General features: G+C 68.5%; 22 protein-coding genes. 5 read left to right on the top strand and 17 right to left on the bottom strand.

Going from position 1 to position 24,492, the window contains the following annotated elements; all coding sequences use genetic code 11:
- Window positions 1-40: 40 nt before the first annotated feature.
- From ACP699_RS03615 to ACP699_RS03640, 6 genes are all read right to left on the bottom strand, one after another.
- Window positions 41-1,381 (bottom strand): alpha-L-fucosidase, encoded by a 1,341-nt coding sequence (locus ACP699_RS03615; RefSeq protein WP_314473469.1) that lies wholly within the window; start codon window positions 1,379-1,381, stop codon window positions 41-43.
- Window positions 1,378-2,922, bottom strand: a complete 1,545-nt coding sequence (locus tag ACP699_RS03620; RefSeq protein WP_426171522.1) for a M81 family metallopeptidase — start codon at window positions 2,920-2,922, stop codon at window positions 1,378-1,380. The genes ACP699_RS03615 and ACP699_RS03620 overlap by 4 nt, the downstream gene beginning before the upstream one ends.
- A gap of 91 nt (window positions 2,923-3,013) precedes the next feature.
- Window positions 3,014-3,988, bottom strand: a complete 975-nt coding sequence (locus tag ACP699_RS03625; protein ID WP_426169264.1) for an ROK family protein — start codon at window positions 3,986-3,988, stop codon at window positions 3,014-3,016.
- A 2-nt stretch (window positions 3,989-3,990) separates the two neighbouring features.
- The gene (locus tag ACP699_RS03630; protein ID WP_055868656.1) at window positions 3,991-4,899 is read right to left on the bottom strand and encodes a carbohydrate ABC transporter permease; all 909 of its coding nucleotides are present in this window, start codon (window positions 4,897-4,899) and stop codon (window positions 3,991-3,993) included.
- On the bottom strand, window positions 4,889-5,794 hold the full coding sequence (locus tag ACP699_RS03635) for a carbohydrate ABC transporter permease (RefSeq protein ID WP_017830811.1): 906 nt from the start codon (window positions 5,792-5,794) through the stop codon (window positions 4,889-4,891). The genes ACP699_RS03630 and ACP699_RS03635 overlap by 11 nt, the downstream gene beginning before the upstream one ends.
- Window positions 5,795-5,845: 51 nt before the next feature.
- Window positions 5,846-7,105 (bottom strand): ABC transporter substrate-binding protein, encoded by a 1,260-nt coding sequence (locus ACP699_RS03640; protein WP_235562516.1) that lies wholly within the window; start codon window positions 7,103-7,105, stop codon window positions 5,846-5,848.
- 200 nt (window positions 7,106-7,305) lie between these two features.
- Between ACP699_RS03640 and ACP699_RS03645 the strand changes: the two genes are divergently transcribed.
- Entirely contained in the window at window positions 7,306-8,457 is a 1,152-nt protein-coding gene (locus ACP699_RS03645) for an ROK family transcriptional regulator (RefSeq protein WP_127482453.1), read from the top strand.
- 19 nt (window positions 8,458-8,476) lie between these two features.
- Here ACP699_RS03645 and ACP699_RS03650 read toward each other — a convergent pair whose 3' ends face one another.
- The 8 genes from ACP699_RS03650 to ACP699_RS03685 form a co-directional block, all read right to left on the bottom strand.
- Window positions 8,477-9,706 (bottom strand): alpha-L-fucosidase, encoded by a 1,230-nt coding sequence (locus ACP699_RS03650; protein ID WP_426171524.1) that lies wholly within the window; start codon window positions 9,704-9,706, stop codon window positions 8,477-8,479.
- A 139-nt stretch (window positions 9,707-9,845) separates the two neighbouring features.
- A complete protein-coding gene (gene ilvC / locus ACP699_RS03655; RefSeq protein ID WP_017830815.1) occupies window positions 9,846-10,874 on the bottom strand; it encodes a ketol-acid reductoisomerase in 1,029 nt (342 codons plus the stop codon).
- A 79-nt stretch (window positions 10,875-10,953) separates the two neighbouring features.
- Window positions 10,954-11,463 (bottom strand): acetolactate synthase small subunit, encoded by a 510-nt coding sequence (gene ilvN / locus ACP699_RS03660; RefSeq protein ID WP_017830816.1) that lies wholly within the window; start codon window positions 11,461-11,463, stop codon window positions 10,954-10,956.
- A gap of 3 nt (window positions 11,464-11,466) precedes the next feature.
- Window positions 11,467-13,269, bottom strand: a complete 1,803-nt coding sequence (locus ACP699_RS03665; protein WP_055868661.1) for an acetolactate synthase large subunit — start codon at window positions 13,267-13,269, stop codon at window positions 11,467-11,469.
- A gap of 51 nt (window positions 13,270-13,320) precedes the next feature.
- Window positions 13,321-15,039: a dihydroxy-acid dehydratase gene (gene ilvD, locus ACP699_RS03670; protein WP_017830818.1), complete on the bottom strand. Its 1,719-nt coding sequence runs from the start codon at window positions 15,037-15,039 to the stop codon at window positions 13,321-13,323.
- 9 nt (window positions 15,040-15,048) lie between these two features.
- The gene (gene otsB / locus ACP699_RS03675; RefSeq protein ID WP_055872687.1) at window positions 15,049-15,846 is read right to left on the bottom strand and encodes a trehalose-phosphatase; all 798 of its coding nucleotides are present in this window, start codon (window positions 15,844-15,846) and stop codon (window positions 15,049-15,051) included.
- 57 nt (window positions 15,847-15,903) lie between these two features.
- Entirely contained in the window at window positions 15,904-17,316 is a 1,413-nt protein-coding gene (locus ACP699_RS03680) for an alpha,alpha-trehalose-phosphate synthase (UDP-forming) (protein WP_055868667.1), read from the bottom strand.
- Window positions 17,317-17,379: 63 nt separating this feature from the next.
- Complete coding sequence (locus tag ACP699_RS03685; protein ID WP_055872690.1) at window positions 17,380-18,636, bottom strand: MFS transporter; 1,257 nt, start codon at window positions 18,634-18,636, stop codon at window positions 17,380-17,382.
- A gap of 300 nt (window positions 18,637-18,936) precedes the next feature.
- Between ACP699_RS03685 and ACP699_RS03690 the strand changes: the two genes are divergently transcribed.
- The gene (locus tag ACP699_RS03690) at window positions 18,937-19,236 is read left to right on the top strand and encodes a hypothetical protein (protein ID WP_017830822.1); all 300 of its coding nucleotides are present in this window, start codon (window positions 18,937-18,939) and stop codon (window positions 19,234-19,236) included.
- A 24-nt stretch (window positions 19,237-19,260) separates the two neighbouring features.
- Here ACP699_RS03690 and ACP699_RS03695 read toward each other — a convergent pair whose 3' ends face one another.
- The 3 genes from ACP699_RS03695 to ACP699_RS03705 are packed head-to-tail and all read right to left on the bottom strand — an operon-like array spanning window position 19,261 to window position 21,881.
- Window positions 19,261-20,445, bottom strand: coding sequence for an acetyl-CoA C-acetyltransferase (locus tag ACP699_RS03695; RefSeq protein ID WP_426169277.1), 1,185 nt, complete (start codon window positions 20,443-20,445; stop codon window positions 19,261-19,263).
- Window positions 20,438-21,106 (bottom strand): CoA transferase subunit B, encoded by a 669-nt coding sequence (locus ACP699_RS03700; RefSeq protein ID WP_200935133.1) that lies wholly within the window; start codon window positions 21,104-21,106, stop codon window positions 20,438-20,440. Before ACP699_RS03700 ends, ACP699_RS03695 begins: the two co-directional genes overlap by 8 nt.
- Before the next feature lies 1 nt (window position 21,107).
- Complete coding sequence (locus tag ACP699_RS03705; RefSeq protein WP_055868674.1) at window positions 21,108-21,881, bottom strand: CoA transferase subunit A; 774 nt, start codon at window positions 21,879-21,881, stop codon at window positions 21,108-21,110.
- A gap of 104 nt (window positions 21,882-21,985) precedes the next feature.
- On the opposite strand from ACP699_RS03705, the gene ACP699_RS03710 reads away from it, so the two are divergent.
- The 3 genes from ACP699_RS03710 to ACP699_RS03720 are packed head-to-tail and all read left to right on the top strand — an operon-like array spanning window position 21,986 to window position 24,470.
- The gene (locus tag ACP699_RS03710) at window positions 21,986-22,771 is read left to right on the top strand and encodes an IclR family transcriptional regulator (RefSeq protein WP_127482457.1); all 786 of its coding nucleotides are present in this window, start codon (window positions 21,986-21,988) and stop codon (window positions 22,769-22,771) included.
- Between the two features lie 35 nt (window positions 22,772-22,806).
- Window positions 22,807-23,244, top strand: a complete 438-nt coding sequence (locus tag ACP699_RS03715) for a MarR family winged helix-turn-helix transcriptional regulator (protein WP_017830827.1) — start codon at window positions 22,807-22,809, stop codon at window positions 23,242-23,244.
- Window positions 23,241-24,470, top strand: coding sequence for an MFS transporter (locus ACP699_RS03720; RefSeq protein WP_302792610.1), 1,230 nt, complete (start codon window positions 23,241-23,243; stop codon window positions 24,468-24,470). Before ACP699_RS03715 ends, ACP699_RS03720 begins: the two co-directional genes overlap by 4 nt.
- Window positions 24,471-24,492 lie beyond the last annotated feature (22 nt).

The raw sequence follows: 24,492 nt of genomic DNA on the forward strand, positions 1-24,492 counted from the left end.
TCTTCGGGAGGGCCCTCGCCTCGTCGCGGTCCGATCCGTCTCAGCCTGCGGACAGGACCGCGACAGCCTCCTCGCGCAGCCCGGCCGGGATCACCGCGACCGTCTGGTCGTGCGCCTGCCTCTCGACCACGCTGCCGTCGGTCCAGCGCAGGTCGGAGCCCAGGAGCTCCTCGGGCAGCTCGAGCGTGCCCGTGCTCGGGTCGAGGGCGTGCACGTGCACGGTCGCCCCGGTGGTCGTGTATCGACGCGGGGCGCCGGTGCGCTCCCCCATGCGGATCCACGGACGTGTGCCGTAGATCGCGTCGCCGTTCGCCTCCAGCCACGTGCCCAGCTCGCGCATCGCGCGACGCTGCAGCTCGGGGATCGAGCCGTCGGCCGCCGGGCCCACGTTGATCAGCAGGTTGCCGTTCTTCGCCACGACGTCGACGAGCAGGCGGATCAGGGCAGCGCCCGACAGCGAGTGCCGCTCGTCCTCGGCCTGGTTGAAGCCGAACGAGAAGCCGAGGCCGCGCGTCGACTCCCACGGCTGCGGGATGATCTCGGGGATGTCCGTGTACTCGCGGGTGAGGAAGCCGTGGTACGGCACACCCCAGCGGTCGTTGACGACGCCGTCCGGCACCGCGGCGAAGTAGCGCTCCATCAGGGCCGCCACCGCGTATTCGTCTCGCCCCTTTCCGCCGTCGGGCCACTCGATGTCGTTCCACAGGACGTCGGGCGAAAAGCGCGAGACGAGTTCGTCGAGCTGCGCGGCCGAGTAGCGCGCGAAGTGCTCGTCGTTGCGGCGGAAGCGGAAGAGGTCGGTGTCCGACTCGATCGGCGGGAAGTCGCTCACGTGCCAATCGAGCGCACCCGAGTAGTACACGCCGAACTTCGCCCCCGCCCGCCGGGTGGCGTCGTGGAACTCGGCGATCAGGTCGCGGCGCGGACCGCGAGCGGCCGCGTTGAAGCCGGTCGTCGCTGTGTCCCACAAGCAGAAACCCTCGTGGTGCTTCGTGGTGGGGACGATGTACTTCGCCCCCGCACCGACCAGTTCGCCCACGAAGGCGTCGGCGTCGAAGGCTGAGGCGTCCCACTGATCCGCGAGGTCCTCGTAGGAGGTCCCCGGGCCGAACAGCTGCTGATGACGCTCCCAGGTGGGGCTCCCCGCGATCCGCACGGTGTTCCCGTACCACTCGGCGTACTGGTGCCAGGCGTAGGCATCCTCGGTGGGGATGTTCACGCCTTCGCCGTGCTGCACCGCCCATGCCGGCACGGAGTAGAGCCCCCAGTGCACGAAGAAGCCGAGCTTCGCATCGCGGTACCACTCGGGCACATCCTTGGCCGGGTACACCGGAGCGTCAGCTCCGAAGTCCGGACCGGTGCGCTTCTCGAAGTTCATCATGCGTTCTGCTCCTCGGAGACTCCGCGGCGGACGACCACCGCTTTCAGGTCGGGATTCCCGTCCGTCTCGAACGGGAAGACACCCGGCTGCAGGCGGTGGTGCCCCAGACGCAGGAGGTCCTGGTCGACGCCGCCGGGTGTCAGTGCGAGGGTCCAGCCCTCGGCGAGCTCGTACAGCTCGGGTTCCAGATAGCCGATCTTCACCACGACGATGTCGGCGGTCGTGGGCTCCAGCCCCAGCATCCGGAAGTCCGAGAGGTGATGGAACGGCTTGCGACGCTCGGTGATGATGGCGTGCAACCCGCCCACCGCGATCACGACCTGCGTGCCCGCATCCGGGTCGCCGTCGGTGATGGAGAACACGGTCCCGGTGATCCTCGCAGGGCCGTGCGGGCCCGCGTCTACCCCTGCACCGGCGTCGAGGGTGACGGTGGCGCCGATTCCGGCGGCGACCGCCCGCGCGACGGCCTCGCGGTCGAAGATCGAGGCGACCAGGGTCGTGCGGCTGCCGTCGGTGAGCTCCGCACGCTGCAGCAGGTGCGCGAGCGTCCAGGTCACGTCGCCCGCACCGCCCGCTGTCGGGTTGTCCCCCGAGTCGGAGATCAGGTACGGATGCGGCGCTCCCGGGGCGAGCGCCTTCTCGAGCGCCTCATCGAGGGATCCGGTCTCGGCCACGAAGACGAAGTCCTCGCGGGCGTCCCAGAACATCCGCGCCACGCGCTCGGCCTCACGGGCGATCAGCTCCTCATCGTCACCGGTGACCACCACGTACGCCTGACAGCGCGGCTCGTCCGCCCAGGCATAGCCGATCCACACCGAGGCGTCGACGACGCCGGGGAGCACCTCGATCTCGGGAAGCTGGGCGTAGATGCTGCGCGCCGGCTCCAGCCGGGTGCTGGTCTTCTCCCCCGGCAGCAGCACGGGAACGGGCACCCATGCGGAGAACGGACGACGACGCAGCGGGTCGGCGCCGTGCGGACCCCGCAGTCGCGCGAGCAGGTTCCACACGGCCCGCTCCTTGGTGTTCATCCAGTCCTCGTGGGGCGCCATCCGATAACAGGTCAGCAGATCGACCGCGTCACGCAGCACCTCCGAGACGTTGCCGTGCAGGTCCATCGACGTCGACACCAGCGTGTCGGGGCCGAGAGCCGAGCGCACAGCGAGAGCGAGGTCGCCCTCGGCGTCGTCCATGCCGACGACGCTCATCGCTCCGTGGATGTCGAAGAAGAACCCGTCGAAGGGGCCCTGCTCGCGGATACCGGCGACGATCGCCTCCTTCATCCGTCGATAGGTCTCCGGCGCCACGGCACCGCCGGGCAGCGAGCGTCCATGCGTCAGCGGCACCCACTCCGCAGCGCCGGCGAGCTCGCGTCCGTCTTCCAGGAACGGGTAGTACCCGCGCAGTGTCTCCCCCGTACGGACCGTGAAGGCCTCGTCGCCGGAGATGTGCGGGGAGAACGTGCTCGACTCGATCGAGATTCCGGCGATGCCGATCCGGGGCTTCGACAGCCCGCCGTCGGCGATGGTGGGAAGGGGGCCCATCCAGATCTCGTGGGCTTCGGGACGTGCGGTCACGTGATGTGCTCCTTGTCGGTGCGGGTCGGACGGCGGGGCCGGACCGAGAGGTTCGGACTCAGTGTGCTCCCGCCGGCACGAGCGCGCGGCGAGCGGTCTCGATCGCGCCCAGCGCGACCGCATCGGAGCCGAGGACGGCGGGGATGATGCGCAGCGGAATGCCCGACACCGGAGAATCCGTGTCGAGCGTGCGCAGGATGGACGGCTCGAGCAGATCCCAGGCCGCGGTGACTCCGCCGCCGACGATCGCGCAGGGCAGGTCGAGGATCGTCGCCGCGCTGGCGCACGCGAGGGCGAGGGCGCGCCCGGCGGCATCGAACACCGCGATCGCCTCGGCGTCGCCGCCACGGGCACGGTCGGCGACCTCTCGCGCGTCGCGCACGGGAGCGGACGTGCGCTCCTGATAGCGGAGCGCGATCGACGTGCCGGAGGCCAGAGTCTCCAGGTGACCGATCTGGCCGCAGGTGCACACCAGTTCGCTGTAGCCGGGTGTGTGCCCGATCTCCCCCGCCGCGCCGTGCGGACCGTGGTGGAGATCTCCATCGATGATGAGTGCACCGCCGACGCCCGTGCCGAGCATGACGCCGAGCACGTCGCGATCGGTCCTGCCGTCGGCCGCCGCCTCGCCGAGAATGAACGCGTTCACATCGTTCTCGACGCGGACCGGCACTCCGAGACGCTGCTCCAGCTCGTCGGCCAGCGGGAATCCCGCCCACCCGACGAAGGTCGCCGATGCGGCGCGGATGGTGCCGGTCTCATGGTCGATGACTCCGGCCGCGCCGACGCCTGCCGCGGCGAGCGACACCTCGGCCTGCGCCGCGAGTTCCCTCGCGAGATCGGCGGCCGCATCGGCCATCGCACCGCCGCCGAGGGCGGCCGGCGCTGGCACACTGCCCCGGGCGAGGACGGCACCGTCGTCGCTCACCAGGAGCGCGGCGATCTTGGTACCCCCGATATCGATCCCGACCAGTCCCGCACCGCGGGCCGAAGAGGTGGCGATGGGCATGGTGGTCCCGTGTTCCTGACCGATCATGCTCAGCGCCCGCCCAGTCCTGCCATCGCGATGCCCTTGACGAGGTGCTTCTGCAGAACGATCACGAGGATCGTGGTCGGGACCATCGAGATGATGGCCGCAGCCATCTGCAGGTCCCACCGGGTGCCGGTGAGTCCGGCGAAGCTCGCGAGTCCCACCGGGAGCGTGCCGTGCGCGTTGTAGTCGACCGTCACGATCAGCGGCCACAGGTAGCTGTTCCAGAACGAGAGGAATGTGAACACGGCGAGGACGGCGACGGCCGACTTCGACAGCGGCAGGATGATCTGCAGGAACGAGCGCACGGGGCCTGCGCCGTCGACGCGGGCCGCCTCTTCGAGTTCGTACGGGATGCCGCGGAAGAACTGCCGCATCAGGAAGGTTCCGAAGGCGCCGAAGGCGAAGGGCAGGATCAGCGCCTGGTACGTGTCGACCCAGCTGAACCACTGCATCACCTGGAACATGGGGATGACGAGCACCTCGGCCGGCACCATGAGCGTGGCCAGGAACAGGACGAAGACGGCGTCGCGCCCCTTCCACCGCAGACGCCCGAAGGCATATCCGGCCGTGGTCGAGACGACCAGCACGACCAGCGTTCCGCCGATCGCGACGATGAAGGAGTTCATGATGTACGTCAGGAACGGTCCGTAGGCGAACACGTCGACGAAGTTGCTCCACCGCAGCTCCGAACCGACCAGCGTCGGCGGCATCGAGAACATCTCGGCGTTCGGCTTGAGCGCCGAGAAGAAGGCGTAGATCAGCGGGGAGATGAAGATCAGCGCGGCGACGTAGATCCCGACGTGGGCGAGGATGAGCCGGGCGCGGGCGCCGGGGGTCGTCGCCGCGCCGCGAGCCCGCTCGCGTTCGGTGCGGCCGGCGCGGCCGGTGGGCCGGACGAGGGTCTCAGTGCTCATAGTGCACCCACTTCTTCTGCGCTGCGAACTGGAGCCCGGTGATCGCGATGATGATCGCGAAGAGGATCCAGGCGGCTGCGGCGGCGAGGCCGAGGTCGCCGAAGGTGAATCCCTGCTCCCAGATGTACATCACCAGGGGCTTGGTGGCGTTACCCGGACCGCCACCGGTGAGCATCTGCGGCTGCACGAACACCTGCAGAGACGTGATCATCGTCATGATCGTGGCGAAGAAGATCGACGGCGAGATCATCGGGATGATGATGCTCCACACCCGTCGGAACCCTCTGGCGCCGTCGATGCTGGCCGCCTCGAGCACGCTCTCGGGAAGCTGCTCGAGGGCTGCCGAGAAGATCAGCATGTTGTAGCCGAGCCCCTGCCAGACGCTCATCACGACGACCATGATCATGGCCCATGACGGGTCTGCGAGGAAGTTCGGCAGCTCGATGCCGAACCAGGTCTGCGAGAGACCGTTGAACAGACCCTGCGGCTGCAGCATCATCTTCCACACCAGCACGTTGGCGACCATGGGAGTCACCACGGGGATGAAGAAGAGCACGCGCAGGGCGCCTCGTCCGCGGATGCGCGAACCGAGGCCGAGAGCGAGCACGAGCGAGAGAGCGACACTCAGCGGCACGTAGAGCAGCGTGTACACCGCCGAGTTGCGCAGCGCCGGCCAGAAGTCGGGGCTGCTGGTGAACAGCTTGACGTAGTTGTCCACCCCGTTGAAGGTCCGCTCGCCGAAGGTCGGCCAGTCGAAGACGCTCATCACGATCGAGAGCCCGACGGGCACGATCGTGAACAGGGCGAGCCCGATCAGGGCTGGGCTTGCGAATCCCAGCGCCTGACCGGCCTCCACCTTGGCGAGCGATCGTCGACGTCTCGTCGTGATCGTCATCTCAGTTTCTTTCTCTGTTACTGCATTGCTGCTGCGGTGGCCGGAGCCGGGTCACTCGCCGAACTGCGCCTGCGCGTTCGAGAGCAGCTCTTCCATCGTCATCTGGCCGTTGTAGACGCTGACCAGGTTCGGCTGGATGTAGCTGTCGAGCTTCTGCCAGTTCTTCGTCATGTACAGCGGGACCGTGTCGCCGAAGGCCGCCTCGAAGACGGACTGGACCTGGTCGCGGTACTGCTCGTCGATCGACTCGAAGTACAGCGGCTGCGACGACGTGCGCGCGGGGTACGAACGGCCGGACGACGCGATGTAGTCCTGTGCGTCCTCGCCAAGAAGCGAGCCCATGACCTTGAGCGCGGCCTCGGGGTTCTTGCAGTTGGCCGAGATGCCGTAGCCCGAGCCGAGGATCGGACCGGGGTTGCCGTTCGCGCCGGCGGGCAGCGGGACCATGCCGGCCGCGAAGCCGGACTCGTTGTCGAGGTAGCTCACGGCGTTCCACGTGCCGTCCACAGCCATCGCCGCGTTGGCGCCCGTGTACTGGTTCTCGCCCCATCCGGTGTCGGAGGCGGATGCCACGGGTGCGGCGACCTTCTTCTCGGTGACGAGCTCGGCGTACCAGGTCGACGCGTCGACGAAGGCCTTCTCGTCGATGTGCAGCGTCCCGTCCTCGGAAGCGGGCTGCGTCGCGGAGTACGCGATGGGCATCGACATCCACTGGTAGCCGCCCATGCCCATACCGAAGCCGTACTTGCCGTCCTTCGTCGCGGCGGCGGCGATGCTGTCGAAGTCGTCGAACGTCCAGCCGATCTCCGGGGTGGGTGCGCCGGCTGCGGTCAGCATGTCCTGGTTGTAGTAGACGAGCATGGTGGCCACGTCGAAGGGCACGCCGTAGACCTTGCCCTCGAAGCTGAGGATGCCGTCGGCACTCGGGTTGAAGTCCGCCCAGTCGATGCCGGCCGTCTTGAGGTCGGCGTCGCTCAGCTCGCGGAAGCCGCCCGTGTAGCCGCCGAGCTGCGCACCGCTCATGCCGGTGACGCAGGCCATGTTGCCGCTGGCCATGTTCGTGGTCAGCTTCGTGAAGAAGTCGCTCCACGGCGACGTCTGCAGCTTGATCTTGATATCGGGGTTCTGCTCCTGAGCGAACGCGACCTGCGCCTCGAGGGCATCCACGTCGGACTCGCTACCCGCCCACATGTCGACCACGATGGTGTCGCCGTCGGCGGAACCACCGGTGCCGCTGCCGCTCGCGCAGCCGGTCATCGCGACTGCGACGCCGGCGACGGCGACCACAGCCCCTACACGCAACTTCTTCATTGAATGCCTCCTGGAAGGGAACTGGTTATTTCGAGCTTCGAATTAACCTAGTAGGATTTCGTATGAAGTTACCGTTTCATACTTCGCAAGGGGCCGCAAGCTGAACATCCGATGTTTATCGGACCTTGATAATTCGTAACTCCCGGGAAACACGACGATCCCCCGCTACGCTGACGATGCTCCGACAGGAAAGTGCTCCCATGACCAACTCCGCAGACACCACCGTCGACGATCCGCACACGCGGCGGATCCTCGACCTCGTCGCCCGCGGCGAGGCGCGCTCACGCACAGAGCTGGCCGCACTGCTGGGGGTTGCCGCGTCGACGGTCGGGCTCCGCGTGCAGTCCCTGCTCGATGCCGGGGTGCTCAGGGAAGCGGGAGACGGCACATCTCGCGGTGGTCGACGGCCCCGGGTGCTGCAGATCGCCGCAGACGGCTTCGTGCTCTCGGCCGACCTCGGCGGCGGGCACGCCCGGATCGGCAGGCACTCCCTCAGCGGCGCGCTGCTGGACAGCGAGTCGATCGCCGTCGACGTGACCGAGGGGCCCGAGGCCACGCTCGATCGTCTCGCCGTCGTGTTCGACCGCCTCACGAGCACGGGCAGGGTCCACGCCATCGGCATCAGCCTCCCCGGGCCCGTCGACATCGCGACCGGATCGGTCGACCAGCCCTCTCGTATGCCCGGCTGGCCAGGATTCCGCGTCGGCGAGCACCTCTCGGCGCGCTACGGCGTCCCCGTGGCCGTCGACAACGACGCCAACCTCGCGGCTCTCGGCGAGCACCGTGAGCGCTTCGGACACACGGGACACAGCATCACCGTCAAGGCCGGCACCGCGATCGGCAGCGGCATCATCGTCGACGGACGGGTGCACCGGGGAGCCACCTCAGCCGCGGGTGACATCACCCACACCCGCATCGACGGCAGCGGCGACATCCCGTGCTCGTGCGGCAACACCGGCTGCCTGGAGACCGTGGCCAGCGGCGCGAGCCTCGTGCGGCAGATGCGCGAGCGCGGCAGCGACTCCGTGCACACGACGACCGACGTGCTGAGCCTCGCCCGCGACGCCGATCCGTTGGCCACCACTCTGGTGCGCACCGCCGGCACTCACCTCGGACAGGCGCTGTCCGGAGTCGTGAACTTCTTCAACCCGCACGCGGTGTTCCTCACGGGCAGCATGAGCGCCTCCGAGCCGTTCATCGCCGCCGTCCGCAGCCGGGTGTACGAGGCGTGCCACCCGCTGGCGACCCAGCGTCTGCGGATCGAGTCGGCGACCACGGGCGCCGATGCCATCCTGCACGGTGCCGCACGCCTCGCGCTGGAGGGCATGGACCTCCCCGTGGCGACGGCCTGAGCCGCCGCCACGGACCGGGTCACTCTCCGATCAGGGTCAGCTCGATCACGGGCACCAGAACGTCAGGGCGACGCACCGGAAGGTGCACGGTCAGAGTTCCCTCCGCCTCGCCGGCCGGCGTCATCAGCTCCGCCTCGCGCTCGGGATCGGACACGCTCATCTCGAGCCACGAACCGTCGTTGAGCAATCGTGCGTAGGAGAACTTGCCGGCGAGTTCGGGAAGATGCACGAAGCCCATCGGCCAGCTGAACAGGCTCAGGTAGAGGCGGTTCCCGCTGCGTGTGTACACACCCTCGCGCGGCGGAGTGAATGCCGCATGCCCGGCGCCGACCACGGCGCCACGGTGCAGGCGCATCCACTCACCGATCTCCCCCAGCGTCTGCGCATCGCGGGGCGCGATCGCCCCGCGTCCGTCCGGGCCGATGTTCAGCAGCATGTTGCCGCCCATCGAGACCGAGTCGACCAGCATCTGCACGAGCATCGTGGGTGACTTCTGGTCGGTGTTGTCGCGGTGATAGCCCCAGGACCCGTTGAGCGTCTGGCAGGCCTCCCAGGTCAGCGGCACGCCGTCACGCACGATCGGCGAGGTCGGCTGGTACTGCTCGGGGGTGACGAAATCGGCCGGAATGCCCAGGCGGTCGTTGACGAGCATGTTCGGCTGCAGCTCCCGGCACAGCGCGAGCAGCGCGGTGGCGTCCCAGTCGTCGGGTCCCTTGCCTGCCCAGCCGTCCTTCTCCTCGGGGTATGTGAAGTCGAAGAAGAGGTAGTCGATGTCGCCGTAGTCCGTGAGGAGCTCGCGCACCTGCCCGTGAAGGTAGGCGCGGTACGCCGCCATGTCGCGGCCGACGTTGAGCTCGGCGGCGCCCTCGTCATCGCGGCGCGGGTGGTTCCAGTCCACGGTGAAGTCGGGGTGATGCCAGTCGATGACCGAGTGGTAGAGCCCGACCTTGAGCCCCTCGGCCCGCAGCGCCTCCACGTACTCGCGCACGAGGTCGCGTCCGGTGTTCGCCACCGACGTGTAGTCGGTCAGCTTCGAGTCCCAGAGGCAGAAGCCGTCGTGGTGCTTCGTGGTGAGCACCACGTATCCCATGCCCGTCTCCTTCGCGGTGCGGGCGAGGGCCGCGGCGTCGAAGAGATCCGGGTCGAAGTGCTCGAAATACTGCCGGTAATCCTCGTCGGTGAGGCGTTCGTAGTTCTGGACCCACTCGTGCCTGGCGGCGCCGCTGTAGAGGCCGAAGTGGACGAACATGCCGAACCGAGCCCGGTCAAACCATTCCTGTCGCATGTCTCCCATCCTGGCATAGACATCGGATGTTTGAGCCTTGGGGTTCATCAGAAAACGAAGAACGGGCGCCCCCGAGGGGACGCCCGTTCTTTCGAGAATCGAATCAGCGAGCAGCGCTGCCGTCGACGTAGTCCTCGTCCTGCTGCTTCCATGCGAAGAGCGAACGCAGCTCCTTGCCGGTGACCTCGATCGGGTGCTGCTCCTCCTTGGCGCGCAGCGCCAGGAACTCCTCCGCACCGTTGTCCTGGTCATCGATGAAGCGCTTCGCGAAGGCGCCGGACTGGATGTCGGCCAGCACACCCTTCATGCTCTCCTTGACGCGCTCGTCGATGACGCGCGGACCCGAGACGTAGTCGCCGAACTCGGCGGTGTCGGAGATCGACCAGCGCTGCTTGGCGATGCCGCCCTCCCACATCAGGTCGACGATCAGCTTGAGCTCGTGCAGAACCTCGAAGTACGCGATCTGCGGCTGGTAGCCCGCCTCGGTCAGGGTCTCGAAGCCGGCCTGCACCAGGTGGCTCACGCCGCCGCAGAGAACAGCCTGCTCACCGAACAGGTCGGTCTCGGTCTCTTCGGTGAAGGTGGTCTTGATGACACCGGCGCGGGTGCCACCGATGGCCTTCGCGTAGGAGAGCGCCAGGTCCCAGGCCTTGCCCGATGCGTCGCGCTCGACGGCGATGATGTCGGGGATGCCGCGGCCGGCGACGAACTCGCGACGGACCGTGTGGCCGGGAGCCTTCGGGGCGACCAGGATCACGTCGACGCCCTCGGGAGCATCGATGTAGCCGAAGCGGATGTTGAAGCCGTGCGCGAAGGCGAGCGTCTTGCCGGCCGTGAGGTTCGGCGCGATCGACTCGCTGTAGATCGTGCGCTGGTGCTGGTCCGGCGCGAGGATCATGATGACGTCGGCCCACTCGGTGGCTTCGGCGACGGTCTTCACCGGGAAGCCGGCCTCCTCGGCCTTGGCGGCCGACTTGGAGCCCTCCTTGAGGGCGATCGCGACCTCGACACCCGAGTCGCGCAGGTTCTGCGCGTGGGCGTGGCCCTGCGAGCCGTAGCCGACGATCGCGACCTTCTTGCCCTGGATCAGGGACAGGTCTGCATCGGCGTCGTAGAAGATCTCGGTGCTCACTTTGTGTTTCTCCTTGTTCTTTGCGTTTCGTCTGGCTTCGCGTGCTCGATGAGCGGCGAAAACTCGGTACTCAGGTTGGTCAGCCGCGCAGGACGCGCTCGGTGATGCTCTTGCCGCCACGGCCGATCGCGAGAAGACCCGACTGCGCGATCTCCTTGATCCCGAAGGGCTCGAGCGCGCGCAGCATGGCGTCGACCTTGCCCTTGTCGCCGGTCACCTCGATCACGAGGGCGTCGGAGGCGTAGTCGACCACCGAGGCGCGGAAGAGGTTCACGACCTCGATCACGTTCGATCGCGTGGCATTGTCGGTGCGCACCTTCACGAGCATGTGCTCGCGCTGCACCGACGTGGCGAAGTCGAGCTCGACGATCTTGATCACGTTGATCAGCTTGTTGAGCTGCTTGGTGACCTGCTCGAGCGGGAGCTCGTCGACGTCGACGACGACGGTGATGCGGGAGATCCCCGGCACCTCCGTCACGCCGACGGCGAGGGAGTCGATGTTGAAGCCGCGGCGGGCGAAGAGCCCCGCGACACGGGTCAGCAGGCCGGGGGTGTTCTCCACCAGCAGGCTCAGCACGTGGGTCGACATGGATCAGTCCTCCTCGTCGAATGCGGGCGCGTGCTCGCGGGCGTACTGGACATAGCTGTTGCTGACTCCCTGCGGCACCATCGGCCACACCATGGAGTCGGCGCTCACGACGAAGTCGATCACCACGGGGCGGTCGTTCGTCTCGAGCGCGAGCTGGATGGCGGCGTCGACCTCCTCCTCCTTCTCCACGCGGATCGCGAGGCAGCCGTAGGCCTCGGCGAGCTTGACGAAGTCGGGGATGCGGATCGTGCCGTGACCGGTGTTGAGGTCGGTGTTGGAGTGACGGCCGTCGTAGAACAGTGTCTGCCACTGCCGCACCATGCCCAGCGACGAGTTGTTGATGATCGCGACCTTGATCGGGATGTTGTTGATCGTGCAGGTCGCGAGCTCCTGGTTGGTCATCTGGAAGCAGCCGTCGCCGTCGATCGCCCAGACCGGACGCTCGGGCTGCGCCACCTTGGCACCCATCGCGGCGGGAACCGAGTAACCCATCGTGCCGGCGCCGCCGGAGTTCAACCAGGCGTTCGGACGCTCGTACTTGATGAACTGCGCCGCCCACATCTGGTGCTGGCCGACGCCCGAGGCGAAGATGCCCTCGGGGCCGGTGAGCTCGCCGATCCGCTGGATCACGTACTGCGGGGCGAGGAGGCCGTCCGTGGTCGGCGCGTAGCCGAGCGGGAACTCGGTGCGCAGACCGTCGAGGTACGACCACCACTCGTCGATGTCGGGCTTGGTGCCTGCAGTCGCTCCGCGGAAGGCCGCGTCGAGATCGGTGAGCACGTCGCGCACATCGCCGACGATCGGCACATCGGCCGTGCGGATCTTGGAGATCTCGGCCGGGTCGATGTCGACGTGGACGACCTTCGCGTTCGGCGCGAACAGTGCCGCCTTGCCCGTCACGCGGTCGTCGAACCGAGCGCCGAGCGACACGAGCAGGTCGGCCTCCTGCAGCGCCAGCACCGCGGGAACCGTGCCGTGCATGCCCGGCATGCCGAGGTGCTGCGGGTGCGAGTCGGGGAACGCACCGCGCGCCATCAGCGTCGTGACGACCGGTGCACCGGTGGACTCCGCGAGCTCGAGGAGCTCCGCCGACGCCTTGCCGCGGATCACGCCACCGCCGACATACAGCACCGGCTTCTTGGCCTCGGCGAGCAGAGTCGCTGCGGCCTGGATCTGCTTGCCGTGCGCCTTCGTCACCGGACGGTAGCCGGGGAGGTCGATCTTGGGCGGCCACACGAACGGGGCGGTCGCCTGCTGCGCGTCCTTCGTGATGTCGACCAGCACAGGACCGGGGCGTCCGGTACCGGCGATCTCGTAGGCCGCAGCGATCGCACCGGGGATCTCGGACGCATCCTTCACCAGGAACGAGTGCTTGGTGATCGGCATCGTGATGCCCACGATGTCGGCCTCCTGGAACGCGTCCGTCCCCATCAGCGTCGAGAACACCTGGCCGGTGATGGCGAGCATGGGCACGGAGTCCATGTAGGCGTCGGCGATCGCGGTGACGAGGTTGGTCGCACCGGGGCCGGAGGTGGCGATGCACACGCCCACCTTGCCGGATGCCGACGCGTAACCCTCGGCCGCGTGGCCGGCGCCCTGCTCGTGCCGCACCAGGATGTGGCGGAGCTCGGAGGCGTCCATCAGCGGATCGTAGACCGGGAGGATCGCGCCGCCGGGAAGACCGAACACGTCGGTCACGCCGAGGAGCTCGAGCGAGCGGACCACGGCCTCCGCACCGGTGATCTCCGGCGCAGAGGATTGACGGGCGGGCGGCCTCGGCACGGCCGGGGCGGAATCAGCAGTCATGAGTTTCCTTCTGATGATCTGTGCAGGACGCCGGATGCCGGAGCGTCCGGGTCAGCCGGTGGTCGCGCCCTCGGCGGCGGACCGCACGAGGCGCGAGTACTTGGCAAGAACGCCTCGGGTGTAGCGCGGGGGAAGCGGCTCCCAGCCAGAACGGCGGGAGGCGAGCTCTGCCTCGTCGACGAGTAGATCGAGAGAGCGAGCTGCGATATCGACCCGTATCAGATCACCATCGCGCACGAAGGCGATAGGACCTGCGTCCACCGCTTCGGGTGCTATGTGGCCGATGCACAGGCCGGTTGTGCCGCCTGAGAATCGTCCGTCAGTCAAGAGTAGTACATCTTTTCCGAGCCCAGCGCCCTTGATGGCCGCCGTGATGGCGAGCATCTCGCGCATGCCCGGTCCGCCCTTGGGGCCCTCGTAGCGGATCACGATGACGGTGCCGGGCTCGATCTCCCCCTCGGCGACGGCGTCCATCGCGGCACGCTCGCGCTCGAAGACGCGGGCGGGACCCTCGAAGACGGCCGCATCGAAGCCGGCGGTCTTGACGACGGCACCCTCGGGAGCGAGCGAGCCGTGCAGGATCGTGAGGCCGCCCGTGGCGTGGATCGGGTTGTCGAACGTGTGGATGACCTCGCCGTCGATCGGCTGCGGGTCGAGGTCGGCGAGGTTCTCGGCGAGCGTCTTGCCCGTGACTGTGAGCGCGTCGCCGTGCAGCAGTCCCTCGTCGAGCATCGCCTTCATGATCACGGGGATGCCGCCGTGACGGTCGACGTCGTTCATGACGTACTTGCCGAAGGGCTTCATGTCGGCGACGTGCGGAACCTTGTCGCCGATGCGGTTGAAGTCGTGCAGGCTCAGCTCGACCTCGGCCTCGCGGGCGATCGCGAGCAGGTGCAGGACGACGTTCGTGGAGCCGCCGAGGGCCATCGCGAGGGCGATCGCGTTCTCGAACGCCTCTTTGGTGAGGATGTCGCGGGTCGTGATGCCCTGACGGAGCAGGTTCACGACGGCCTCGCCCGAGCGGTGAGCGTAGTAGTCGCGACGGCGGTCCGCTGCGGGCGGAGCCGCCGAGCCCGGGAGGCTGAGCCCGAGGGCCTCCGCGACCGAAGCCATGGTGTTGGCGGTGTACATGCCGCCGCACGCGCCCTCACCCGGAGCGATGGCGCACTCGATGCGCTTCAGGTCCTCCTCGCTCATGAGGCCGGCGCGACACGCACCCACGGCCTCGAACGAGTCGATGATCGTGACGTCCTTCTCGGTGCCGTCCGAGAGCTTGACCCAGCCCGGAGCGATCGATCCGGCGTACAGGAACACGCTCGACAGGTCGAGGCGCGCACTGGCCATGAGCATGCCGGGGATGGACTTGTCGCACCCGGCCAGGAGCACCGAGCCGTCGAGGCGCTCTGCCATCATCACGGTCTCGACCGAGTCGGCGATGACCTCGCGCGACACGAGCGAGAAGTGCATCCCCTCGTGGCCCATCGAGATGCCGTCGGAGACCGAGATGGTGCCGAACTGCAGCGGGTAGCCGCCGCCCGAATGCACACCCTCCTTCGCCCCCTGCGCGAGCCGGTCGAGGCTCAGGTTGCAGGGAGTGATCTCGTTCCAACTCGAGGCGATGCCGATCTGCGGCTTGTCCCAGTCGGCGTCGCCCATGCCGACGGCACGGAGCATACCGCGGGAGGTCGTGGCCTCGATGCCGTCGGTGACGACGCGGCTGCGGGGCTTGATGTCGATGGGCGCGCTGCTGGCGGGATCATGCGAGGACATGACGGAAGTCTATTGCCGTGCGGAGGTGCGTTCGTCCGCCAACGCCTCCAGAAGCTCGGCGATCTGTTGTGGAGTGTCCACACGCAGGGTCGCCACGCTCTCCCCCGGCCCCACGCGCACGCCGAGGTCACCGGGCTCCAGCACGCGCATCGCGTCCTCGTCGGTCACGTCATCGCCGGCGAACAGGATGCCGGTCGCATCGAACCGGTCGCGGAGGGCCGCCATCGCGGCATCCTTGCCCTCGGTCCGCGAGGAGAACTCGAGCACCCGGTGACCGGAGCGGCGCCTCCAGTGCGGGAAGCGCTCGGCCACGAGGGCGTCGATCTCGGCGAAGACGCGCTGCTCGGTCTCGGCATCGGCGCGACGGGTGTGCACACCCATGCCGAAGGTCTTGGGCTCGAACTCGGCGCCGTCGTAGCGGTCGATGATCGGCTGGGCCGCCGCCCAGAGCTCTTCGCGCGCACCGTCTTCTGTCGCCTCGCCCGGAGCGTCGACGTCGCCTTCGCCCGGAAACCAGTACTGCGCGCCGTGCGAACCTGCCAGGGCGATCGCGGAGTCGTCGGAGTGCTCGGTGATGACGCGGAGATCGTGCATGCTGCGTCCGGAGACGTAGGCGACGACCGTGTCAGGTAGTGCTGCAAGACGATCGACCTGGACGGCGACCTCGGGGAGCGCCCGCGCCGCCATCGGGTCGGCGACCAGCGGAGAGGCTGTGCCGTCGAAGTCGAGGGCGACCACCAGCCGCGGCGTGGCGGCCAGGGCCTTGAGGTCGTCGTCAGCGGTTCCGGGGATCCAGGGGCGCGTCATGGATGCTCCAATCACAGGGGTCGTGCGTTGTGGGCTCGGGTTCGGTGTCGCGGGTGCTCAGCGGCCGCGTACCTCGGAGAGGGCCTTCAGGAACGACGACGACCAGGCGTTCACGTCGTTGTCGAGCACACGTCGGCGAAGCGACCGCATGCGGCGACCCTGCTCGGCGGGCGGCATCTCCACCGCCGTCATGATCGCGTCCTTGAGCCCCTCGATGTCGTGCGGGTTGACCCGGACGGCCTGGCGCAGCTCATCCGCCGCGCCGGTGAACTCGCTCAGCACGAGCACGCCGCGGTCGTCGACGCGGGTGGCGACGTACTCCTTGGCGACCAGGTTCATGCCGTCGCGCAGAGCGGTGACGAGCATCACGTCCGCGGCCAGATACAGCGCGACCATCTCCTCGCGCGGGTATCCCTGGTGAAGGTATCGGATCGCGGAGTGGCCCATGGTGTCGGTGTCGCCGTTGATGCGGCTGACGGCGAGCTCGATCTCGTCACGCAGGTGCACATAGGCGTCCACACGCTCGCGACTGGGGCTGGCGACCTGCACGAGCGTCACGTCCTCGACCTTGAGCCGGCCCTCGGCGAGGAGCTCACCGTACGCCTTGATGCGGTGGCGGATGCCCTTGGTGTAGTCGAGGCGGTCGACCCCGAGCAGGATGCGCTTCGGATTGCCGAGGCTCGCGCGGATCTCCGCCGCCCTCGCACGCACGTCCTCGCGAGCGGCGAGCTCGAGGTAGGGAGTGGTGTCGATGGAGATGGGGAACGCCCGCGCCATCGCGGTGCGCGTGCCCTCGCCCTCCCCCTCGGGCACGGCGACGTGCGGACCTTTGACCTCGTAGCGCAGTCGGCGGCGCACGGCGGTGAGGAAGTACGTGGCATCCTGCGCGCGCTGGAAGCCGATCACATCGGCACCGAGCAGGCCGCGCAGCACCTGATCGCGCCAGGGCAGCTGCGCGTACAGACCGTGCGCGGGGAACGGGATGTGGTGGAAGTACCCGATCGTGACGTCGGGGCGCAGCTCACGCACCATCTGCGGCACGAGCTGCAGCTGGTAGTCGTGCACCCAGACCGTGCCCTCCGGCGCCGCAGCAGCAGCCGCCGCCTCGGCGAAACGGCGATTCACGGTGACGTAGGCGTCCCACCACTCACGGTGGTACTGCGGCGGTGCGATCACATCGTGGTAGAGGGGCCAGATGGTGTCGTTCGCGAAGCCCTCGTAGTACTCGGCGACCTCTTGGGCGCTCAGGGCGACCGGGATGAGATCGATGCCGTCGGCCTCGAAGGGCGCGAGCTCCAGGTCGGCCTGACCGGCCCAGCCGACCCAGGCGCCGTGCACGCTGCGCATCATCGGCTCGAGGGCCGCGACGAGGCCGCCGGGGGATGTGCGCCACGCCTCCTCGCCATCGGGGCCCACCACGCGGTCCACGGGCAGGCGGTTGGCGACGACGACGAAATCTGCTGCGGCCACGAGGGCTCCTCCCGGGGGTTTCCTCCAGGCTATCGAGGAACCTCGATTTCCGCGGATCGATCGTCAGGGCTTGACGGGAGCCGCTCGACGCTTCTCACCGCTGAGCATCCAGTTCGCGACTCCCGCGGCGAACGCGATGAACGCGGCGACCATCGGCAGCAGGAGCGCAGCCGGAGTCCCGACGCTCTCGGCGATCTCGCCCGCGAAGGCGGCGCCGATCGACTGCCCGACCACGACGCCGGAGCCCAACATGGTCATGACGGTGGCCGAGCGCCCGCGCGGGCTGCGAGCGGCGCCGAAGCTGTACTGCGTGACAAGTGTGGGGCCGATGCCGATGCCCATGATCGCGAGCGCCACCATCATGGTTCCCGGCGTGTCGACGAAGCCGAGCAGGAGTGTTCCCGCCAGCAGGATGCCCGAGAAGACGAGCCACCGCGCACGCATCGAGAACGCGGCGGGAAGCCACGCGACACCGAGCGCGAGAATCGCGGAGCCGACGCCCATGACGCCGTAGAGGAGGCCGGCCTGCTCTGGTGCACCGCGGTCGGCCATGAACGATGTGAGCGAGGTGAGCATCGTTCCGAAGAAGATCCCGACACCGAGGATGCCGACGACCACGATCAGCAACTGGGGCCGGAACAGCTCGGAGACGGTCGACGGCGCCTTGCCATCCGCATCCCGATCCTGCGAGACGTGCCGTCCGCTGGGGTGCAGGGCGAAAGCCCCCACGAACACCACGGTCAGCACGGCGGCTCCCACCAGCGGCGCCCACGGCGCGATCGCCGAGGCGAGGATGCCGACGATGAAGGGCCCGAAGACGAACACGGTCTCATCGGCGGCCGACTCGTAGGCCATCGTGCCCGATACCGTCTTGGCGCGGCGCCCCTCGGGCATCCGGTCGCTGATGATCGTCACCAGACGCGACCGCGAGAGCGGCGCAACCTGCGGAGCCGTGGCCCCGATGCCGACCGCCGCGAGCAGCACGAAGCCGTCGGCGGCGGTGCCGTAGACGACGAACGTGAACAGCAGGAGCATCGCCCCGTTCGCCAGGGCGAGCACCAGCAGCACGGTCCGCTGCCCGAACCGGTCGGCCGCGGCGCCCAGCAGCGGCCCGAAGCAGGCGGTGCCGAGGCCGACGGCCGCGGAGGTGAGCCCGCCCAGCGACAGGGAGCCGCGAGCGGAGACGACCACTGTCAGCACGCCGACCACCATCATGGCGAACGGCAGTCGCGCGATGAAGGCGATGAGGAAGTAGGGAAGGCCGGCGAGACGGAGAAGGCTCGGCTCGGCGAGTTGCTGCGATGTTGTTGCGCGTGTCATGGCTCTCGCGCGTCGAAGACGCGATGTCGGGTGCCGCCGCTGTCCGTCGGAATGCCGACGGCCGGTAGATACACGGTTGTGCGGCCGCGGGCGAGCCGCGACCTGGCCATGATAGCGGGTGCACCCGGGGATCGGCAGGGAGACTCCGGGTCCGTGCTCTCCGCGCGCGCTCGACTCGCACGCCGCATTCGACTCGTTCGTCTGCGGACGCTGCGCTTCATCTGCCCCTCCCTTGCCAGGATCGGGGAGGGCTTGTCAAGGCTCGGTGCGACCGGGGGTGCGGGAAGGTACCGTGGGGGAATGCGCTACCTCTTCAGCACCGGACTTGTCGCTGCGATCTCCGCCGGGGTCTCCCTGCTGCGCGGCACCCGCGAGCAGCCCGTCACCTGGCGCGCCGTCCTGTCCTGGGTGAGTTGGGCGATCACCATGGCTCTCGCCGTCGGCGCCGTGGTCGACATGAACCGCGAGCGTCGCGGAGTGCGGGTCGACGCCGATTCCCCGCAGTCGGTCAAGAAGGCGAAGAAAGCGCAGCGACTGCAGTTCCGTTCGCAGAAGGCCCTCGCCGACACGCAGGACCACGCCAAGGACGCGCGTCCCTGAGCGCGGTCCCGCCCGCGACTCCCGTCACCGGGTGAGGATGAGCGCCTCGCCCTGACCGCCGCCGCCGCACAGGCCGACGGCTGCCGTGCCTGCGCCTCGACGCGCGAGCTCGTGCGCGACATGCACCACCAGCCTGTTGCCGGAAGCGCCGATCGGGTGGCCGATCGCGATGCCGCCGCCGTGGATGTTCACGATGGCCTCGTCGAGGCCGAGTTCGACCTGCGAACGCGCGACGACCGCACCGAAGGCCTCGTTGATCTCCACGAGGTCGAGATCCGAGGGGGCGATGCCCTGCTTCTCGCACGCGCGCTCGATCGCCCGCGCCGGCTGCGCCTGCAGGGAGTTATCCGGCCCGGCCGTCTGCCCGCTCGCGCCGACGGTCACGAGCACGGGCCACCCCTTGGCCTCCGCGGTCCGTCTAGTGGTCACGACCACGGCCGAGGCGCCGTCCGAGATCGGTGAGGAGTTCCCCGCGGTGATCGAACCGCCTTCGGCGAAAGCTGCGCGCAGCCCCGCGAGGGTCTCGACCGTGGTGTCGGCGCGCACGCCCTCGTCCTTCGTGACACGCACGGGCTCGCCGCGGCGCTGGGGAACGTCCACGGCGACGATCTCCTCATCGAACACGCCCGCTTCCTGCGCGGCGGTGGCGCGCTGATGCGAGAGCGCGGCGACGCGGTCCTGCGCCTGCCGGGTGAGATCGAAACGCGCGTTGTGCCGTTCGGTGGATGCCCCCATGCTCTCCCGGTCGTACGCATCCGTGAGCCCGTCGTAGGCCATGTGGTCGAGTACCTCGACGCTCCCGTATGCCCAGCCGTCGCGCGATCCCATGAGCAGGTGGGGTGCGCGCGTCATCGACTCCATCCCGGCGGCGACCACCACCTCGGCGTCTCCGGTGCGGATCATCCGCGCCGCGTCGATGACCGCGGTCAGCCCTGAGAGGCACACCTTGTTCACGGAGTGCGCGGGGACGTCCCAGCCGATGCCCGCGCCGACGGCCGCCTGACGGGCTGCGTTCTGCCCGGATCCGGCGGCCAGCACCTGACCGACGATCACCGCGTCGATGTCTGCGGGTGCGATGGAGCCCTGCTCCAGGGCTCCACGGATGGCCAAGGAGCCGAGCTGGGGGGCGGTGAACGCGGCGAGCTGCCCCTTGAGGCGTCCCTGCGGGGTGCGAGCAGCGGCGACGATGACGACGTCGTTCTCAGTCATGGTCCATGATCCTTCCGGTGAGCAGAGCGTGGGAGACGATGAGGGGTGGTTCGGTCGCAGCGATGACCTCGTCGACCGTGACGTCGGGTGCGGTCTCGACGAGCACCAGCCCCTCTGCGGTCACGTCGATCACGGCGAGGTCGGTGATGATCCGATCGACCACACCGCGACCGGTCAGCGGCAGCGAGCATTCGTCGACGATCTTCGCCGAACCGTCCTTCGCGACGTGCTCCATGAGCACGATGACCCGGCCGGCCCCGTGCACGAGATCCATGGCACCGCCGGGCCCCTTCACCATCTTGCCCGGGATCATCCAGTTCGCGAGATCGCCGGTCGCGGAGACCTGCATCGCCCCGAGGATCGCCGCGTCGATCTTGCCTCCGCGGATCATGCCGAAGCTGGTCGCCGAGTCGAAGAACGCGGCGCCGGGAAGAGTGGTGACCGTCTCCTTGCCCGCGTTGATGAGGTCGGGGTCGACGGATTCCTCGCTCGGGTAGGGACCGACGCCCAGGATGCCGTTCTCCGACTGCAGGACGACGGTGATGCCGCGCGGCACGTGGTTGGGCACGAGCGTGGGCAAGCCGATGCCCAGGTTCACGTAGGCGCCGTCCTGCAGCTCGGCGGCCGCTCTGGCAGCCATCTGCTCACGGGTGAGTGCCATCTCAGGCTCCTTCCGCGGCGACCGTGCGCCGCTCGATGCGCTTGGGGATGTCGGTGCCGACCTCGACGATGCGATGCACGAAGACCCCGGGGAGGTGGATGCTGTCGGGATCGAGCTCCCCCGGCTCCACGAGCTGCTCGACCTGCGCGATGCAGATGCGACCGGCCATCGCGGCGAGCGGATTGAAGTTGCGCGCCGCCTTGTTGAACACGAGATTGCCGTGGCGATCTCCGCGGGCGGCGTGCACCAGAGAGAAATCGGTGGTGATCGCCTCCTCGAGCACGAAGTCCCTCGCCTCCCCGTTCACCTCGAAGCTGCGCACGTCCTTCACCGGCGAGGCGACCGCGATCGTGCCGTCCGGGTTGTACCTGCGCGGCAGGCCCCCCTCGGCGACCTGCGTGCCAACGCCCGTCTGGGTGAAGAAACCCGCGATCCCCGAGCCGCCGGCCCTGAGCTTCTCGGCCAGGGTGCCCTGCGGGGTGAGTTCGAGCTCGAGTTCACCGCTGAGGAACTGGCGCTCGAACTCCTTGTTCTCCCCGACATACGACGATGTCATCTTGCGGATGCGCTGGGCGGCGAGCAGGACGCCGAGGCCCCAGTCGTCCACTCCGCAGTTGTTGCTCACGACGCTGAGGTCTCTCGTCCCCTGCGCCAGAAGAGCCTCGATCAAGGCGATCGGGTTCCCGGACAGGCCGAACCCGCCGACCGCCAGTGACGATCCGTCCTCGATGTCGGAGACGGCCGCCTCCGCTGACTCCCACTGCTTGTCGATCACGTCGGCTCCTTCGGTTCCGTGCTTTCCTCAGCATCCGTCCGGGGGAGCCGTCCGGGAAAGCCGGATCTTGCGATGTGGCCGAACCCAGAGGTAGCGTCCACATTATGGAACCCACAACCTCGGTGCCCGGCACTCAGGCGATCGCCAGGGCCGCACGTCTTCTACGTCTGGTCACGGCAGCAGGTTCCGACGGGGCCTCACTTCAGGAGCTCGCCATAGCCGCCGACCTCTCGCGTTCGACCGCCCACCGGCTCCTGAGCGCTCTGAAGTCGGAGGGCCTCGTCGACCGCGACGGCGCGAGCACCAGGTGGATGCCGGGTCCGGAGCTGTTCCTCATGGGATCGGTGGCGGCCGCGCGGTACGACGTGACAGCACTGGCCCGGGACATCGTGCGCTCACTAGCGGTCAAGACCGAGGAGAGCGCGTTCCTCTCCGTCCGGCGCGCAGACGAGACGGTGTGCCTGCTCCGCGAAGAGGGCTCCTTCCCTATCCGCTCCTTCGTCCTCAGTGAAGGAGTGCGCTTCCCCCTCGGTGTCGCCAGCGCCGGGCTCGCCATCCTCGCCTTCCTCCCTGACCACGATGTGGATGCCTACTTGGAACGTCATCCTGAGCTCGAAGGCTCCTGGGGACGCGCCCACGGTCAGCGGCCCCTTCGGACACGTCTCGCCGAGACCAAGGAACGGGGATACGCAGTCAACCCCGGTCTGATCGTCGAGGGCAGCTGGGGCCTGGGCGCTGCGGTCTTCGATCGCTCCGGCCGCCCGGAGTGGGCGCTGAGCCTGACCGGCGTCGCGTTCCGCTTCGGCCCCGACCGCATGGCCGAGCTCGGGCGGACCCTCCTCGCGCACGCACATCAGCTCTCCGCGCGGATCTCCAGCACGAGGCGGTGATCCGATTACATACCATCGGGTATATACTCGCTGGTATGAATCGTGCGGATGTCATCCCCTCCCTCGTCCTCTCGGGATACGCACTCGGCCGCATCGCCGCTCAGGACGCCGGAAACGACGCCCCTGCGGCGCAGTGGCGGGTGCTGAGTCTGCTCGAGCAGGCAGGAGCCAGGCGAGTGGGTGAACTCGCCCACGCAGCGCGGACCACGCAACCGGGCATGACGCGTCTGCTCGGTGCGCTCGAGCGCGAGGAACTCGTGCGCCGCTCCCCCGATCCCGACGACTCCCGCGCGACCGTCGTCGACATCACCTCCCGGGGCACTGCAGCGCTCGCCTCGTGGCGCGCCGAGTTCCGCGAGACGCTCGCGCCGAGGTTCGCCGCGTTGACCGATGCGGAATGGTCTGCCCTCACCCGCGCGGCGGAGATCCTCGCCGCGCACACCGCCACTGATCGAACAGGAGAATCTCGGTGAACACCCCCGCCACCCCCTCGGTGTGGAAGCAGCCGGCACAGGTCTGGGCCGTCGCCTTCGCCTGCGTCGTCGCCTTCATGGGAATCGGACTCGTCGACCCGATCCTTCCCGCGATCGCCGAGTCGCTCCAGGCATCCCCGGTCGAGACGGAGCTGCTGTTCACCAGCTACCTGTTGGTGACTGGGCTCGCGATGCTCGTGACCAGCTGGATCTCCAGCCGCATCGGCGCGAAGGCCACCCTGCTCATCGGACTGGCGCTGATCGTGGTGTTCGCGCTGCTGTGCGCCTTGAGCGGCAGCGTCGATGCGGTGATCGGATTCCGAGCCGGCTGGGGTCTCGGCAACGCCCTGTTCATCTCGACGGCGCTGGCGACCATCGTCGGCGCAGCCTCCGGGGGCAGCAGCGCGGCGATCGTCCTGTACGAAGCGGCGCTCGGCCTCGGCATCGCCATCGGTCCGCTCCTCGGCGGTCTCCTCGGTGAGCAGAGCTGGCGCGGACCGTTCTTCGGCGTCGTCGTGCTGATGGCGATCGCCTTCGTCGCCGTGCTCGTCCTCCTGCGCGGCCCCCGGGAGAAGCGGGTCCCCGTGAAGTTCTCCGCCCCGTTCACCGCCCTGCGACGCCCCGCACTCGCGGTACTGGCGATCACGGCCCTGTTCTACAACATCGGCTTCTTCGTCCTGCTCGCGTTCTCACCGTTCCCCCTGGGCTTCGGGGCGATGGGCATCGGCCTCACGTTCTTCGGCTGGGGTGTCGCACTCGCCGTCACCAGCGTCTGGGTCGCACCGCTCCTCATGCGTCGGATGGCCCGCACCCGCATCATCCTGGTCGTGCTCCCCCTGCTGGCGATCGATCTCATCGCCGCGGGACTCCTGGTGGCGAACGCCGCCGCGCTGGTCACCTGCATCGTCGTCGGTGGACTCCTCCTCGGCGTGATGAACACCGTGCTGACCGAAGCGGTGATGGAGGCGACCGACCTCCCCCGCTCCGTCGCCTCCTCGGCATACTCGGCCGTCCGCTTCCTCGGCGGCGCGATGGCTCCCCCGATCGCGGCGTTGCTGTGGCATGCGTTCAACGCGACGGTGCCCTACCTCTTCGCCGCCGCCTCGGTGCTGCTCGCCGCCCTCACCGTCCTCCTCGGACGCCGGGCACTGGCCCACATCGACGACGAGCCCGCTGACGCCACGACGGAAGACGCCGCAGCGATCCTCGTCGGTGACGCCGCCTGAGTCGGCACGGCCGAACGCTCCT

Source organism: Microbacterium sp. DWRC1-3 (genome assembly GCF_049896645.1).
Taxonomy (GTDB): domain Bacteria; phylum Actinomycetota; class Actinomycetes; order Actinomycetales; family Microbacteriaceae; genus Microbacterium; species Microbacterium maritypicum.